The sequence below is a fragment of the Glutamicibacter sp. 2E12 genome (genome assembly GCF_050030965.1).
Lineage (GTDB): Bacteria > Actinomycetota > Actinomycetes > Actinomycetales > Micrococcaceae > Glutamicibacter.
On record NZ_CP188297.1, the window covers coordinates 1,784,858 to 1,800,067 of the forward strand.

The window sequence follows — 15,210 nt, forward strand, 5'->3', positions numbered from 1 at the left end:
GGATGAAAGTTCTGCGGCTTCCACTGAGTGGATGCGGAGCCTTCTGCCCGCGGGAAAGCGGTGGGAGGACGCCAAGGAGCTTCTCGCGGTCCGGAGCAATGATGCGCACGCCCTGTATTCGGTGTCCTTGGCCCAGCAGCTGCTGGGCCATCACCCGCAAGCCGATGCCAATATCGTGCTGCCGGCCATGCTGCTGCACGATATCGGCTGGTCTGCCGTGGATCCGGCCCTCGTGCTGGGCGCTATTGCACCGGGTGCGGGCAATGCCGAGCTGGGCCAGGTCCAGATCACCGACTGGGAGAAGGTCTATGCCGCGATCCCGCATCAGGATATCTTCACGGAACGCAAGATCGACCGGCCCGGAGCCCTGGTTGTCGTCCGCCCGGACATGTATGTCGCCCAGGTCTTGCCGTTGACTGCCCGCGCGGAACTGGCCGAGTTCTTCTCGAAGAACATGGCGTTGCCGAAGGTGCCTGAATTCTCCTAGGCCAATCCGGTCCTCGATGGAGAGTAGGGCAAGAAGAAAACCCCGGTGCCGAAGCACCGGGGTTTCCTTTTGTCATCACTCGCACCTTCATGAGGTACTTATAACTCTAGGACGGCTGACTGTGAGCGCGCTGGGCTGAGCCTGCCATTTGGCTTGGCATTCAGAGACCCGCCGGAACGACGGCCGCCGGAGTCATGGGAAAGCCGGTCACGGTCTTGGGCCGCGGGGGAGCGTAGGTGCGCACCTTGGAGGTGCTCAGCCCCATGCGGACCAGCGACTCCGCGATGGTCACCGCTGCGCGCACGCCATCAACAATTGGCACGCCGGTGGCCAGCCGCACCTGTTCCTCCAGCTCGGCCATGCCGCCGCAGCCCAGGCAGATCACTTCGGCCTTGTCGTGCTCCACTGCCTGGCGGGATTGCTCGACGATGGCCGCTACCGCGCGCTGCGGATCGGATTCCAGTTCCAGCACGCCCAGCCCGCTGGCGCGCACCGAGGCGAGCCGGTCGGTCAGGCCGGCCAGTTTCAGCCGGTCCTCGATCAGCGGCACCGTGCGGTCCAGCGTGGTGACCACCGAATACTTGTGGCCGAGGAATTGCGCCGTGGAGGCGGCGGCTTCGGTAATGTCCACGACCGGGACATCCAGCAGTTCCTGCAGGCCCTCGCGGCCGTGCTCGCCGTAGCCTGCTTGGATGACCGCGTCGAATGGCTCGGTGTAGCGGACCACCTTGTCCATTACGGCGATGGCCGCCAGATAGCTTTCGAAATTGCCTTCGCAGGAGTCCGCCCCGAAATCCGGGGTCAGCTCGACGATCTCGGTGCCGGGCGAGGCGACCTGCCGTGCGGAATCCCCGATGGCGCGGGTCATGGACTGCGTGGTGTTGACGTTCAGGATCAGAATGCGCATGAGTTGTCCTAGTGGGTTGGTGCCACGGCGATCGGCTCGCCATCGATGTCTGCCAGATCGTGCTGGCGCTTGGCCAAGGCCAAGTAGGCCAGGGCACCGGCGCCCGAACCCAGGAACCAGGCAAACGGGCCGACCACGTGCAAGGCGGGGACGAAGGCCAGCACCAGTGCGATCACCGAGCTGATCACCAGTGCCCCGACGGCCCGGTAGTTCACGCCGCGGGTGAAGTAGTAGGTGCCTTCGGCATCCGAGCGGTACAAGTCCATGACGTTGATCCGGGCTTTGCGGATCAGCCAGTAGTCGGCCATGATGATGCCGAACAGCGGGCCAAGCAGCGCGCCCAGGCCGCCCAGGAAGTAGTTGATGATCTCGGGGGAGTTGTACAAGTTCCAGGGCAGGATGACCAGGCCGATGACTCCGGAGATCAGTGCGGCGGTGCGGAAGTTCAGCTTCTTCGGGAGCAGGTTGGTCAATGCGTAGGTCGGTGCCACGAAATTGGCCATCAGGTTCACCGCGATGGTCAGCACCAGCAGGGCGGCGGAGGCCAGCAATAGCAGCAAGGTGTTCGGGATCGCGCCCACAATATCCGACGGCGAGGTGATGACCTGGCCGTTGATGGAGAACTGCGTACCGGTCAGGACCACCACGATGGCGCCGAAGAACATCATGTTCAGCGGGATGCCGAAGAAGTTGCCCTTCACGATCGCCTTCTTGGAGGATGCGCCACGGGTGAAGTCGCAGAAGTTCAGGACGAAGGTGCCGTAGATCGAGACCCACAGGGCGGCTGCGCCGAACATCGCGGTCCACATCTCGATGCCGGTCTTCGATTCGCCGGTGCTCATCGAGACGTTGAAACCCGATTCGAAGAGCATCCAGATGGCCAGGCCCAGGAAGGTGGCCAGGATGACCGGGCCAGCGAAGGCCTCGTACTTGCGGATCATCTCCATGCCGTAGCTGACGATGACCAGCTGCACCGCCCAGAGGGCGACGAAGCAGATCCAGCCCAGGGCGTTCAGTCCCAGGAAGCTGGTCTGCTCCAGGGCTGCGGACCCCGGGGCCACGGCAATCACCATGACGGCGAGGACCTGGGCGGCGAGGTAGGTCTGGATGCCGAACCAGGCAATGGCCACGGCCCCGCGCAGCAGCGCGGGAATCTGGGCGCCGTTGATGCCGAAGGCGATGCGGCTCATCACCGGGAAAGGGACACCGGTTTTCTCGCCCATGAACCCCGAGAAGTTCAGCAGCGCGAAGAGCAGGACCGCTCCAATGCCCAGCGCGCCGAGGATCTGCCAGCCGCTCATGCCCAGCGCGAAGAGCCCGATGGCGAAGGTGTAGTTGCCCAGCGAGTGCACGTCGTTGGCCCACAGGGTGAAGATGCTGTAAGAGCTCCAGGTGCGCCCGGAGCGGGTGGTTGGTGCCAGGTCCTGGTTGTAGAGCGACGCGCTCAACTCGAAGGGATTGGCCCGGTCGATAGCGGGCCGGTTTTCCTGCGGTGCGGCCTCGGGCACCATTTCAGGGGTCTTTTGCGACATGATGGACATCCTTGTCAAAGGGTCATGCATCCGGGCAGGCGCATTCGGGCGCACTGCGGCAGGGGAAGATGACAGATCTGGGGAAGCGGAGCGTTCAGGGGAACGGCCCGTGCCTGCCTGCGGGGACGCAGGACAGGTAGGCGGGCCCGCTTACGGGTAGATCGGCTGTCCGAAATTAACGTAGAACTCGGCCGGCGAGCCGAGAAGCGGCATGGCCGGGCGCGGCGCAACGGCAAGCCGCTGTGCGCTGTGCGTGATGCACGGTGGAAAAAGCATGGCTGCTCCTGAGCTAGGAAGTCACTCCGAGATATGTGCCAGGTGAGTAACCACCACTGTATGCACTGGATCACATTCCCGCAATAGAAAATGATAATTTCACCAGATGGTATTTTGGCCGGATTCCGGAGCCTTTTATTCCATTCTCGGAATCCGCTGATGAGCCTGCTTTTATCAGGATCGCACCGGGCGCCATTCCTGTCCTGATGCCACTGCAGCGCCCTTCTGTGCGACTCTGCGCGCATCGGCACTTCGTCCCGAAACCTTCTTGACAGTGATTGGCGTCTCGTCCTAGAGTTTTCATAAAGCAAAAGCTAACTTCCATAAAGCGGAATCTTTGGAAGGTGTTCTTGAAGGGAAATCCAGTGTCCTACACTCTGAACTGCTCGATCCTCCTCACCGAGTTGCCGCTGCTGCAGCGCGCGGATGCCGCCAAGCAGGCGGGTTTCGACAGCGTCGAATTCTGGTGGCCATTTGGCGAAGCCGCCCCCTCCGGCAAGCAGGTCGACGAATTTCTCGCCTCGCTGGCCAACGCCGGCGTCCAGCTGGACGGACTGAACTTCTTCGCCGGAGACATGCCGGCAGGCGACCGCGGACTGGTTTCATGGCTGGGGCGCGAGTCCGAATTCAAGGACAATGTCGACGCGGTAGTGGCGATCGCCGAAGCTACCGGCTGCAAGGCCTTCAACGCCCTGTACGGCAACCGCATCGAAGGCGCCGACCCGGCGGCCCAGGATGCGCTGGCCTTGGAGAACCTGGTGGCCGCGGCCCAGGGTGTGGCCAAGGTCGGCGGCACCGTGCTGATCGAGCCGGTCTCCGGCACGGAAGCCTACCCGCTGAAAACTGCGGCCCAGGCGCTTGCGGTCATCGAGGCTGTCAAGGTCCAGGGCGAAGGGAACATCGCGCTGCTGGCCGACTTCTACCACCTGTCAGTCAACGGCGATGACGTCGCCGCCGTCATTGAAGCGCATGCCAAGGACTTCGGCCATATCCAGATCGCCGATGCGCCGGGCCGCGGAGCTCCGGGCACCGGGGACCTGCCGCTGCAGGACTGGATCAAGCGCTCGCGCGAGTTGGGCTACACCGGCAAGGTCGCCCTGGAGTACAAGCAGGAAGCGGCCACCGCCTTCGACTGGCTCCAGAGCGCCAGCAGCAGCGCCGCAGTCTAGAGAACACCTTTTCGCACAAGAATTTTTGGAGAATCACATGTCGCAGAACATCGCCTTCATCGGACTGGGCATCATGGGCCTGCCGATGGCCAAGAACCTGGTCAACGCCGGCTATCACGTCACCGGCTACAACCGCAGCGACAAGGCCGGCAATGAGCTGGCCGCCGCTGGCGGAACCAAGGCCGCCTCCATCGCGCAAGCCGTGGCCAATGCGGACGTGGTCATCACCATGGTCCCGGATTCCCCGGACGTCCAAGCCGTCACCCTCGGCGCAGAGGGCGTCTTCGCCAACGCGAAGGCCGGAGCGCTGTGGATCGACAACTCCTCGATCCGTCCCGACGTGGCCGTCGAGCTTGCGGCCGCGGCCCGCGACGCCGGACTGCGCCCGCTCGATGCCCCGGTCTCCGGCGGCGAGGCCGGCGCCATCGAGGGCGTGCTGTCCATTATGGCCGGCGGCGAGCAAGCTGACTTCGAGGCGGCCAAGCCGGTGCTCGAAGCGGTGGGCAAGACCATCGTGCTGGTGGGTCCTTCGGGCTCCGGGCAGACCGTCAAGGCGGCCAACCAGCTGATCGTCGCGGCCAACATCCAGGCCCTGTCCGAAGCGGTGCTCTTCCTCGAAGCCTATGGCGTGGACACCGACGCGGCCATCAAGGTCCTCGGCGGCGGCCTGGCCGGCTCCAAGGTGCTTGACCAGAAGGCCCAGAAGATCCTGGACCGCGAATTCGCCCCGGGCTTCCGCCTGGCCCTGCACAACAAGGACATGGGCATCGTGACCTCCGCGGCCCGCGAAGCCGGTGTCGTGCTGCCCCTGGGCGCACTGGTCGCCCAGCTGGTCACCTCCACCGTGGCTTCCGGCGACGGGGCGCTGGACCATTCGGGCCTCTTCCGCGGGGTGCAGCGCCTGGCCGGCAAAATCGAGGCCCCGGTCCCGGCCTAGCGTCGCCAAATCTTCCTACGGCGGGGACAACTAGGTAACCCGCTTCTTCAGCTAGCGGCCGCGCAATACCGGCTACGCTCCGGTGCCGCCGGACCCCTGGTACACGGCAGGGGCCCGACGCGCCGTATCCGCTGCGCAATGGGCTTTGTTCCAGTTCATCGCCGCTAGCTGGTGCTCAAGGGAGCGGAGTTGTGGTGACTCATGCACCTTGGCTTCCCGCCGTAGGTATCCTTCTTTTCTTCTTCTCGTTCCAAAGGACGTATTCCCATGCCTAAGATGCGCGCAATCGACGCCGTCGTCCAGATCCTGGCCAAGGAGGGCGCCACCGAGGCGTTCGGCCTGCCAGGAGCCGCGATCAACCCGCTGTACTCGGCCATGAAGGCTCACGGCGGCATCCGCCACACCCTGCACCGCCACGTCGAGGGGGCCAGCCACGCCGCCGACGGCTACTCGCGGGCCACTGGCAAGATCGGCCTGTGCCTGGGCACCTCCGGTCCTGCCGGCACCGACATGATCACCGGCTTGTACGCCGCGATCGCCGACTCCATCCCGATGCTGTGCATCACCGGGCAGGCCCCGACCAATGTGCTGCACAAGGAGGACTTCCAGGCCGTGGACATCGAGTCCATCGCCAAGCCGGTGACCAAGTACGCCTCGACCGTGCTGGAGCCGGGACTGGTTCCGGGCACCTTCGCCAAGGCCTTCCAGATCATGCGCTCGGGCCGCCCGGGCCCGGCCCTGATCGACCTGCCGATCAACGTGCAGATGGCCGAGATCGACTTCGACATCGATGCCTATGAGCCGTTGCCGGTCCAGAAGCCGAAGGCCACGCGCGGCCAGGCCGAGAAGATCGTGGACCTGCTTCTCTCCGGAAGCAAGCCGATCATCATTGCCGGCGGCGGCGTGATCAACGCCAACGCCAGCGCGCAGCTGGTCGAACTCGCCGAGGAACTGGGCATCCCGGTCTCCCCGACCCTGATGGGCTGGGGCGCCATCCCGGATGACCACCGCCTGCAGTCGGGCATGGTCGGCATCCAGACGCACACCAAGTACGGCAACCAGACCTTCCTGGAATCGGATATGGTGCTGGGCCTGGGCAACCGCTGGGCCAACCGCCACACCGGGGATCTGGCCACCTACCGCGCCGGACGCAAATTCATCCACGTGGATATCGAAGGCACGCAGATCGGCCGGGTGTTCTCCCCGGACCTGGGAATCACCTCGGATGCCGGGGCCGCCATCGAGGCCATCCTGGAAGTCGTGCGCGAGCGCAAGGCCGCCGGCACCCTGCCGGACTACTCGGCCTGGGCCAACGAGGCCACCGCCCGCAAGTCCACCGGGCACCGCAAGACCAACTTCGAGAACGTGCCGATCAAGCCGCAGCGCGTCTACCAGGAAATGAACGCCGCCTTCGGCCAGGGCACTACCTACGTGTCCACCATCGGGCTCAGCCAGATCGCCGGTGCGCAGATGCTGCATGTCTACAAGCCGCGCAACTGGATCAACGCCGGACAGGCCGGCCCGCTGGGCTGGACCGGACCGGCCGCCCTGGGCGTCGTGCGCGGCAAGCCGGGGGAAAAGGTCGTGGCCCTCTCCGGAGACTACGATTTCCAGTTCATGATCGAGGAGCTGGCCGTCGGCGCCCAGTTCAAGCTGCCGTACGTGCACGTGGTGGTCAACAACTCCTACCTCGGACTGATCCGCCAATCGCAGCGCGCCTTCGAGATGGATTACCACGTGTCCCTGGGCTTCGATAACATCAACTCCCCGGAAACCAACGGCTACGGCGTGGACCATGTGAAGGTCGCCGAGGGCCTGGGCTGCAAGGCCGTGCGCGTCGAGGATCCGAGCCAGCTGGCTGCCGGATTCGCGCAGGCCAATGCGCTGGCCGAAGAGCACCAGGTGCCAGTTGTGGTGGAAGTGATCCTGGAAAAGGTCACCAACATCGCCATGGGCGCGCAGCTGGATGCCGTCAATGAATTCGAAGACCTGGCTTTGGACGCCGCCGATGCACCAACCGCGTTGGTGCCGATGGCAGCCTCGGCCACCGTGGGTGCGTGAAAGGGCAGTCGTCGCTGACCTGCAACCCGCAAAGTTTGGCGCGGGGCACCGGTTCACCAATACGGGTGTGCCCCGCGCCACAACAACCTAGACTTGGCATAGAGCTGCCGAGCCCCAAGAGCACCTAGCAATTAACGAGTAGGAACACCTCATGAGCATCAACGAAGCTGTTGGCCGCACATCGTCCCCGACCGCCACCGGAACCACCTATGACCTGGTGCTGCGTGGCCAGCAAGTGCTGACCGCGCAGGGCATTGGCCCGCGCGAAATCGGCGTGCGCGACGGAAAGATCGTCGCCGTGCAGGAATTGGGTGCCGGACTGGCCGCAGAGCGCGTCATCGAGGTGGCCTCCGACGAGGTCCTGCTGCCCGGACTCGTTGATACCCATGTGCACGTGAACGAGCCAGGACGCACCGAATGGGAAGGGTTCGAGTCGGCGACCAAGGCCGCCGCTGCCGGCGGGGTGACCACCATCGTGGACATGCCGCTGAACTCCATCCCGCCCACGGTGAACCTCGAAGCGCTGGAAATCAAGCGCGCGGCCGCTTCCAAGAACGCCTATGTCAACGTCGGCTTCTGGGGCGGTGCCATCCCGGGCAACAAGAAGGATCTGCGCGAGCTGCACGAAGCCGGAGTCTTCGGCTTCAAATGCTTCCTGCTGCATTCTGGAGTTGACGAGTTCCCGTCCCTGAGTGTTGGCGAGATGGAAGAGGACATGGCCGAATTGGCCTCCTTCGACTCGCTGATGATCGTGCACGCCGAGGACTCCGATATTATCGGCAACTCCCCGCAGCCGGTGGGCGGCAAGTACGCCGGCTTCCTGGACTCGCGCCCGCGCGATGCCGAGAACACCGCCATCGCGCAGGTGATCGAACGCGCCCGCACCACCGGAGTGCGCGCCCACGTGCTGCACCTGTCCAGCTCGGATGCGCTCCAGATGATCCGCGAAGCGAAGGCCGAGGGCGTGTTGCTCACCGTGGAAACCTGCCCGCACTACCTGACCTTGCTGGCCGAGGAAATCCCCGACGGCGCCACCGCCTTCAAATGCTGCCCGCCGATCCGCGAGAACGACAACCGCGAGCTGCTGTGGCGGGGCCTGGAGGAAGGCGTCATCGACTGCATCGTTTCGGATCATTCCCCATCGACCATCGATCTGAAGGATGTGGAGAACGGCGACTTCGGCGTGGCCTGGGGCGGGGTGGCCTCGCTGCAGCTGGGCCTGCCCCTGATCTGGAGCGAGGCGAAGAAGCGCGGACTGAAGCTGGAACAGGTTGTGCAGTGGATGGGCGTGAATCCCTCGAAGCTTGCCGGACTGGGCGCCAAGGGCAGCATCGAGGTAGGCAAGGACGCGGACTTCGCGGTCTTCGCTCCGGAGGACACCTTCGAGGTGGATGTCCAGAAGCTGCACCACAAGAACCCGATTTCCCCGTACCAGGGCAAGACCCTGAACGGCGTAGTCCGCCGGTCCATCATTGCCGGGACCGACGTGGACTTCCAGAATCCAACGGGTCAGCTGATCCGCCGCGAGAGCTAGGAACCGGTACCTCGCAGAGCCCCTGTCCGCAGGACGGGGGCTCTGCCGCGCCGTGGGCAATGATAGCCCCGGCGTGCTTTGGCTACCGCAGATTCGCAGCGTATTCACCGGTGGTACGCAGGCTATTTCCCTGGCGCATAACAAACAGGTATCGATTGGATGTGGCGTTAAAGGATTGGGCTGCCCAGCTCATAGACTGTCAGCACTATGGGGATAGAGCAGCCGTCACTCTGAATACAGGAAATGGGTATGAACGCGATTACTGCTGCTTCGATTATGAGCAAAGAAGTCGACGATCTGGCGTTGGGCGAAGTGGTCCAGGTGTCGCTGGTCTTCGGCGCAATCCTCATGGCTGTGCTCCTTGCCTTCGGGCTCAAGACCTATGCCCATTGGCGCCGGCATGCCAACGGTTCTCCAGCTGATCAGCGTCCGGCCGAGCGTGATGAGGCTCCGAGTCCAGCAAGCGGTACCCGTCAACTCCCAGCACCGCGGATTGAAGTGCTTTCGGCGCTCGGGGACCTGCGCCGGACCGGGGCCTTGAACCGCGGTTTAGAGGACAGCAGATGAGGTAGCCTTCGGAACCGACTGTTGACCCGACTGAGCCAGTTGACCTGACTGAGCCGACTGTGGATCCTACGGAACTTACTGAATCCGATGAAGCCGAGGAAGATCTCGTTCAGAGGGCAGCTCCGGCTGAAGGCTCAGCCGAAGCTCCGCCGCCATCTGAAAAGGATGACAAGCTTGCGGACACAGGTTTCACTGCGATGTACGTGTTGATCGCTGGACTCCTTTTGGCAGCTGCTGGTGTGCTGATTTCTCGGCGCAGCAACCGCCGACATGGCTAAAGCCTAGGATTCGAATGAGGCTGTGAACTGTTCGCGGAGCAGGCTCTTGCGATCGTCGTAGGACCGATCGTCTAGGCTCTTGCAGATAGTTCGCGCATACGCCCGACTGGAATTAATTTTCCGGTCGGGCGTTTTGCGTATCTGGACGATGTGCAAAAAACGGGCAGCTGTTTCAGACCGTCCTGAGCTTGACTCAACCGGCCGGATTATTTGGTGCGTTGCTGATGGCCTCTCCGCCCGGTGTTCTCATCTGAACTTCGCCGGTCTGGTTCCCTCCGCACTGTGAACCTGCAGCGATGAGTCACCAGAATCTAGGACCTCGGTTGAAACCATTAGTGAGCTAACAGTTGTAGCTCTCACTGCCATCGGTATTGCTTGCTCGCCGACACGCAGTTTCGGATTTCCTGCGAAAGTGCCGTCACGAAGTGAACCCAGGCGCCCTCTAACTCTATGGATCCATCGAATGGACACTCGTTGATGGCATGAAAGCATGCGCTTTAGGAATCTCCCAGCAATCCGGGCGCAGCATGGGGATGCGGCTTTCTTCGCTATCAGGAGGACCAGAGCCAAGAACGCAAAGGATCCGCTTCTGAACGCTCCATAGAAAGAGAACGTCATGAGTATGTCACTCGCAATCTTCGGCATTGTGGCCTCTATAACCGCGATCTTCAGTGCATTGAGCCGGCGGGGACGACGATGGCTGGTGCGTGACTTTACGCACTACAAGACCATCCTTGTTGCTTGGATTGCTGGCAACTTGGTGTTCGTAGCCGCGGCCTGCTGGCATCTTCTCTTCCAAGGGCAGTCGGACATCGGGGCAGTCGTGGCCATAATGATGGCCATCTCATTGTTGATTTTCTGCCTGTCCATGTTGACGCTGCAACGAAGGCCTCAGAACAACACCCGTCCGAGACGCTTCCTGGCAGTCGGAGCACATCCTGATGATGTCGAGCTGGCTTGCGGTGCGACCATCGCGAAATTGGTGGATGCCGGCCATGATGTTCGTATCGTGGTCATGTCGCAGGGTGAAAGTGGCGGACATGCTCCTCGCAGGATTCAAGAAGCCCGACGCGGAGCCGGTTACCTGGGTGCCCAGTCCCATACGGTGCGGTCCTTTTGCGATACGCGGCTGTCGGAGAATTCCAACCTGATGGTTGCAGCGATCGAGGAGGAAATCGCTGCTTTCGGACCGGATGTCGTGCTGACTCATTCTGCTACTGATATCCACCAAGACCATGAGGCGGTGCACCGTGCAGTAATGCGCGCCGGGAGGCGACTGCCCTCCATACTCTGCTTCGAGAGCCCCTCGGTGGGCAATGATTTCTCTCCAAGCTTCTTCGTTGACGTCGAGAACTACACCGACGTCAAGGTCGAAGCCATCAAGCTACATGCCGATCAGCGGAACAAGCCCTATATGACCCGTGCGCGGATCGAGTCCATGGCTACTTTCCGTGGCAACCAGGTCAAGCAGCAGCGGGCCGAAGGATTTGAAGTAATGCGCCTCGTATCAACCACAGTGGGAGATTTCTAATGAAGATCCTAGTCACCGGGGTCGGAGGTCCAGCAGGAAGCTCGCTTGCGCGCCAGCTGCACGCGCGAGGACATAGCGTCATCGGCGCTGACATGGTGCCAATAACTGATCCGCTGCTCGACGCCTTCCACCAGGTGCCAGCAGCCGGTCACCAGCAGTACCCCACTCGGCTTCAAGAGATTGTTCTCCAGCACTCAGCTGAACTGGTTATCCCGACCGTCAGCGAAGAACTCCCGGTGCTTTCGGCAGAGAGTATCCGAGAGCTGCTGGAATCGGCCGGAGCCCGATTATTGATTTCCTCGAAAGAATCCGTGCTGATCAGCGACGACAAGTACTACACGATGCTGACTTTGCGAGGGGATAACGTGCCCGTCCCCGATTTTGCCCGGATCAACGCTGGCAGTGGCGAAGCCTTGGCGCAGTTCAGCCCGGAAGAGCAGATCATCATCAAGCCACGCGTATCGCGCGGAGGACGGGGCGTCCGCTTGGCTACGGCAGGAGACCTCGGGGCAGGCCGCGTACCGGCTGGTACGCGGGATCTTGTGCAGCGCTTTGCCCCCGGACGCGAATTCGCGCCGATGATCTTCAGGAACCCTGATTCCGGGGAGATCGAGGTCTGCGTGGTGGTGGAGAAGACCGAGCTGCGCGAGGGGCTCGTGGGCAACGCAGTATCGGTGCGCCGCTGCGAGTCGAATGATCCAATAGCCGCTCATGTTGCGTGGGTGGCCAAGAATGCAGTGCAGTCGCTGGAGCTGGTCGGGCCGGTAGACATGGACGTGCGCCTGGGTGGCGATGGGCAACCGGTGGTGCTCGAGGTCAATGCCCGTTTCGGAGCCAATAGCCAGTCCGCGCCGGAACTGCTGGATGCTGCATTGCGCTTGCTCGGGGTGGCGTCCACAGCGCAAGTTGGCTGTGCATGAGTTCGGCACTCGTTCTTGGCTATTACACACTGACCGCAGTCATCCTTTCCGTCGGTGTGCTCAAGCTGGGGTTGATCCCCTTGGCGTTGCTTTTCGAATGCCGCCGGGGTCTGCTTTTCACCCGCTACGGGAAGCTGTCGTCAGTGCCTCCTGGCAGCCCGGCAAACACTATTCTGCGGCCCCGCCGTCGAACCCGGGCGTCGAGGCATTTCGGGCAGATCCCGGACTACAGGGTATCGGTAATCATCCCGGCCTATAACGAGGAAGTGGTATTGCGCGCCTGCGTTGAATCAATTGTCCGAAGCAAGGGAAACCTCGCTGAAGTGGTGATTGTCGATGACGGATCCACCGATGGCACCGCACGGCTGATGCGTGAGCTAGCTCAAGAGCATCGCCTGGTGCAGGCCATCAGCCAGGAGAATGCCGGCAAAGGCGCGGCACTTAATCGTGGAATTGCCCTCGCGACTGGAGAGATACTGGTTTTTGTCGATGCCGACGGAATTTTTTCGCCGGTGACTATTCCGTGGTTGCTCACTGGATTCCGCGATGTGAAGGTGGGGGCGGTTTGCGGTGACGACCGGCCTGTAAACCTGGATAGGGTGCTGACCAAGATGCTTTCGGTCCTTTCGCATCTGGGAACGGGGGTTGTTCGGCGGGCGTTGTCCCTGATTCATTGCTTGCCGGTAGTTTCCGGGAATATAGGTGCATTCCGTGCTGATCTGGTCAGGGATCTTGGCGGGTTCCGCACCGATACGGTTGGAGAGGACTTGGAATTGACCTGGCGCTTCTATGGTGCCGGGTATCGTGTGGCTTTTGAACCACGCGCGATTGTCTTGGCGGAGTCACCTTCTACGCTGCAGGCGCTGTGGAAGCAACGAGTCCGCTGGGCACGGGGCCTGCTGCAATCGATCAAGATACATTGGCGGATGCACGGCAACCCCCGGTTCGGGCCGTTCGGAGTGTTCCTGCTGTTCAATTTTCTCACGATGGTGGTGGTGCCACTGGCTCAGATCCTGGTGCTTGCCGGATTGCTCTATTTCATCCCGGCCGGGCTGATTACCTTCGGCGGCGAAGAAGAAGCAACCTTAATTGGTCGCACCGCGATGGTGGTCGGTTGGATTGGCATCGGAATCACGCTGGCTTCGGTGGTTCTTGGCATTGCGCTGAACACTGCATGGAGGGATTTGGCGAACCTGTGGACCCTACCGCTATGGCCGTTCTATGCCACGGGGATGGGGCTCACCATGCTCGCAGCGGTAGCGTTTGAGATCCGCGGGAGGCCCGCCAAATGGAACAAGCTGCAAAGAACCGGTGTCATTTCCAGCGGTGAGTTCTCTGCCATTCTTGGAAGCGGATCATGAGCGCGGCCAAGATGCAGCGTCAACGCCGGAAACTGGCAATGGCAGCCATAGCGGGCTTGGTGACTTTTCTTTTGCTGGCGGCTGCTTGCTACATGACCAGATTCCCCACTTCTGCAGCGCATCAACCGACCCCGACGCCGGACCCCACGGTGGTCGAGCCGATGCCTCCGCAGCATGCCTGCCAAGATTCCCCTCGCGCAGAGGGCACCAGTTCCCCAGGAGACAACCTCGGCATGCGCCACTCCAAGACAGACACCCAACTTCCCCGATTTTCCAGAGTTGTGAACGTCGGTTTTGAAGATATTACCGCCGAAGATCCTGCCCGTATCCCGGAAATTGCCCGTCGATTAAATTCGGTCAGGGCGACAGGAGTATCGCTCTCCATTGGACGTCTCGACTGGGTGGCTTTCCCCTGGCCAGCCCAACGCGATGTCGAATCCAGCGAAGTCACGCAAACCGGGCGGGACTATGTTGCTGAAGCGATTAGTGCCTTCCGCTGCGATGAGCAGGGTAGACCTCGAACAATCTACTTGAATATCGATACGTTGCTGGGCAGAGAGCTGGAGCGCCGTCCATCGCTAGCAGGAATCAACTCCGAGGGGCATCCTTCCAAGAACTGGGCAAGTATCTCGGCGTGGAAAGAGGATGGACTTGATACCAGGCTTGTCGAGCTGGTTAGTGAAGCCGTTCGGCGCTATGCACCCGATGGCATCAACGTCACGGAGCTGATGTTTCCCAGCTACACGTTCGGCGAGGATGACTTGGAGAACTTTGCGAAGTTCAGCGAGCGCCCTGATTGGCCGAGGTCTGCTGACGGAACGATTGATTCCACGTCAGAGCAAATCTACCTATGGCGGTCAAACGCAGTCACCTCGATCATGAAGAAAGTGGCTGGAAGTCTGGACGAAACCGGTCCGGTGCTCACCATGGATGTGCGATCACCTGCCAACGGAGATCCAAGGGGACGCCCTGATTCCGGCCAAGACTACGGGCAGCTTCTGAACGTGGTTGACCGCCTGAACATCTGGAATTTTCGGGGCATCGCATCGTCCAATCGGGTTTCGACAGACGAATTGGTACAGCGGTACATGAAGCAGGAACCTGAAAAGTATTCCTTGGAAATCGGGCTTTGGGAAGGCGCAGGCTCCATGGACAGCAGTTCCGTGAGCAAGGAACTGCTGAATGCCGAGGACCATTCATTGCTGCATGTCTCCGTTACCCCCACTTCGTTAATGGACGACAGCATATGGTCCGCATTGGAGGGTGCTTGGAGCCAGGTTCCTGCTACTCGCCCGGGTGCGGACTAATCGCGGAATCTATGCGAATTCCGGCTCGAAGAAAAAATTTCAGATTAATCCGGATTCTTGCGTCATGATTCCCTTTTCCGCGTATCTAAGTGATGTACGCGCTGAACTGGGCAACAAGGAATTATGAGGTTTCGAGACGTCCAGTTGTCTTATGGGGAAGATGCTGACGGGTGGGCGAGTTGCAAGCTTGGGGGATGGAGCTCGCCCACCTTTCAGGATTTTCGAACCCATTTCATAGAGATATTGGAAAAATCCTGATAGGTTCTAAAGGATGAAAATGCCGTCCAAAGTCGGGCGGCATTGTCGACGGGGCATTGGTTGCCGATTGCCGGCTCCGGGGATT

Annotated in this window: 14 protein-coding genes; 11 read left to right on the forward strand and 3 right to left on the reverse strand. The window is 61.6% G+C overall.

Annotation, left to right across the window (positions count from 1 at the left end):
* The first annotated feature begins 31 nt into the window (after nucleotides 1-31).
* The gene (locus ACP3TE_RS08395; protein WP_426736015.1) at nucleotides 32-487 is read left to right on the forward strand and encodes a hypothetical protein; all 456 of its coding nucleotides are present in this window, start codon (nucleotides 32-34) and stop codon (nucleotides 485-487) included.
* Nucleotides 488-647: 160 nt separating this feature from the next.
* Here the strand turns inward: ACP3TE_RS08395 and ACP3TE_RS08400 are convergent, their stop codons facing one another.
* The 3 genes from ACP3TE_RS08400 to ACP3TE_RS08410 form a co-directional block, all read right to left on the reverse strand.
* Complete coding sequence (locus tag ACP3TE_RS08400; protein WP_105656405.1) at nucleotides 648-1,394, reverse strand: aspartate/glutamate racemase family protein; 747 nt, start codon at nucleotides 1,392-1,394, stop codon at nucleotides 648-650.
* Nucleotides 1,395-1,402: 8 nt separating this feature from the next.
* Complete coding sequence (locus ACP3TE_RS08405; protein WP_286134071.1) at nucleotides 1,403-2,926, reverse strand: NCS1 family nucleobase:cation symporter-1; 1,524 nt, start codon at nucleotides 2,924-2,926, stop codon at nucleotides 1,403-1,405.
* A 150-nt stretch (nucleotides 2,927-3,076) separates the two neighbouring features.
* Complete coding sequence (locus ACP3TE_RS08410) at nucleotides 3,077-3,202, reverse strand: hypothetical protein (RefSeq protein WP_286134070.1); 126 nt, start codon at nucleotides 3,200-3,202, stop codon at nucleotides 3,077-3,079.
* A gap of 365 nt (nucleotides 3,203-3,567) precedes the next feature.
* Here ACP3TE_RS08410 and ACP3TE_RS08415 point away from each other — a divergent pair, with 365 nt between their 5' ends.
* The 10 genes from ACP3TE_RS08415 (at nucleotide 3,568) to ACP3TE_RS08460 (ending at nucleotide 14,867) form a co-directional block, all read left to right on the forward strand.
* Nucleotides 3,568-4,371, forward strand: coding sequence for a hydroxypyruvate isomerase family protein (locus ACP3TE_RS08415; RefSeq protein WP_426736017.1), 804 nt, complete (start codon nucleotides 3,568-3,570; stop codon nucleotides 4,369-4,371).
* 25 nt (nucleotides 4,372-4,396) lie between these two features.
* Nucleotides 4,397-5,308, forward strand: coding sequence for a 2-hydroxy-3-oxopropionate reductase (locus ACP3TE_RS08420; RefSeq protein WP_426736019.1), 912 nt, complete (start codon nucleotides 4,397-4,399; stop codon nucleotides 5,306-5,308).
* 267 nt (nucleotides 5,309-5,575) lie between these two features.
* Nucleotides 5,576-7,369: a glyoxylate carboligase gene (gene gcl / locus ACP3TE_RS08425; protein ID WP_426736021.1), complete on the forward strand. Its 1,794-nt coding sequence runs from the start codon at nucleotides 5,576-5,578 to the stop codon at nucleotides 7,367-7,369.
* 151 nt (nucleotides 7,370-7,520) lie between these two features.
* Nucleotides 7,521-8,903, forward strand: a complete 1,383-nt coding sequence (gene allB, locus ACP3TE_RS08430; protein WP_426736023.1) for an allantoinase AllB — start codon at nucleotides 7,521-7,523, stop codon at nucleotides 8,901-8,903.
* 249 nt (nucleotides 8,904-9,152) lie between these two features.
* Nucleotides 9,153-9,470, forward strand: coding sequence for a hypothetical protein (locus tag ACP3TE_RS08435; RefSeq protein ID WP_133833932.1), 318 nt, complete (start codon nucleotides 9,153-9,155; stop codon nucleotides 9,468-9,470).
* A 59-nt stretch (nucleotides 9,471-9,529) separates the two neighbouring features.
* On the forward strand, nucleotides 9,530-9,748 hold the full coding sequence (locus tag ACP3TE_RS08440) for an LPXTG cell wall anchor domain-containing protein (RefSeq protein ID WP_426736025.1): 219 nt from the start codon (nucleotides 9,530-9,532) through the stop codon (nucleotides 9,746-9,748).
* Nucleotides 9,749-10,364: 616 nt separating this feature from the next.
* Complete coding sequence (locus tag ACP3TE_RS08445; RefSeq protein ID WP_133833934.1) at nucleotides 10,365-11,279, forward strand: PIG-L deacetylase family protein; 915 nt, start codon at nucleotides 10,365-10,367, stop codon at nucleotides 11,277-11,279.
* Complete coding sequence (locus tag ACP3TE_RS08450; protein WP_133833935.1) at nucleotides 11,279-12,199, forward strand: ATP-grasp domain-containing protein; 921 nt, start codon at nucleotides 11,279-11,281, stop codon at nucleotides 12,197-12,199. Before ACP3TE_RS08445 ends, ACP3TE_RS08450 begins: the two co-directional genes overlap by 1 nt.
* Nucleotides 12,196-13,560, forward strand: a complete 1,365-nt coding sequence (locus ACP3TE_RS08455; RefSeq protein ID WP_426736027.1) for a glycosyltransferase — start codon at nucleotides 12,196-12,198, stop codon at nucleotides 13,558-13,560. The genes ACP3TE_RS08450 and ACP3TE_RS08455 overlap by 4 nt, the downstream gene beginning before the upstream one ends.
* Nucleotides 13,557-14,867 (forward strand): hypothetical protein, encoded by a 1,311-nt coding sequence (locus ACP3TE_RS08460; RefSeq protein WP_133833937.1) that lies wholly within the window; start codon nucleotides 13,557-13,559, stop codon nucleotides 14,865-14,867. The genes ACP3TE_RS08455 and ACP3TE_RS08460 overlap by 4 nt, the downstream gene beginning before the upstream one ends.
* The last annotated feature ends 343 nt before the right edge of the window (nucleotides 14,868-15,210 follow it).

What these genes read in the sequence shown, in the direction of transcription:
- ACP3TE_RS08395 (WP_426736015.1), top strand. Translation starts at nt 32, where the DNA reads ATGCGGAGCCTTCTGCCCGCGGGAAAGCGGTGGGAGGACGCCAAGGAG.
- ACP3TE_RS08400 (WP_105656405.1), bottom strand. Translation starts at nt 1,394, where the DNA reads ATGCGCATTCTGATCCTGAACGTCAACACCACGCAGTCCATGACCCGC.
- ACP3TE_RS08405 (WP_286134071.1), bottom strand. Translation starts at nt 2,926, where the DNA reads ATGTCGCAAAAGACCCCTGAAATGGTGCCCGAGGCCGCACCGCAGGAA.
- ACP3TE_RS08410 (WP_286134070.1), bottom strand. Translation starts at nt 3,202, where the DNA reads ATGCTTTTTCCACCGTGCATCACGCACAGCGCACAGCGGCTTGCCGTT.
- gcl (WP_426736021.1), top strand. Translation starts at nt 5,576, where the DNA reads ATGCCTAAGATGCGCGCAATCGACGCCGTCGTCCAGATCCTGGCCAAG.
- allB (WP_426736023.1), top strand. Translation starts at nt 7,521, where the DNA reads ATGAGCATCAACGAAGCTGTTGGCCGCACATCGTCCCCGACCGCCACC.
- ACP3TE_RS08435 (WP_133833932.1), top strand. Translation starts at nt 9,153, where the DNA reads ATGAACGCGATTACTGCTGCTTCGATTATGAGCAAAGAAGTCGACGAT.
- ACP3TE_RS08445 (WP_133833934.1), top strand. Translation starts at nt 10,365, where the DNA reads ATGAGTATGTCACTCGCAATCTTCGGCATTGTGGCCTCTATAACCGCG.
- ACP3TE_RS08450 (WP_133833935.1), top strand. Translation starts at nt 11,279, where the DNA reads ATGAAGATCCTAGTCACCGGGGTCGGAGGTCCAGCAGGAAGCTCGCTT.
- ACP3TE_RS08455 (WP_426736027.1), top strand. Translation starts at nt 12,196, where the DNA reads ATGAGTTCGGCACTCGTTCTTGGCTATTACACACTGACCGCAGTCATC.
- ACP3TE_RS08460 (WP_133833937.1), top strand. Translation starts at nt 13,557, where the DNA reads ATGAGCGCGGCCAAGATGCAGCGTCAACGCCGGAAACTGGCAATGGCA.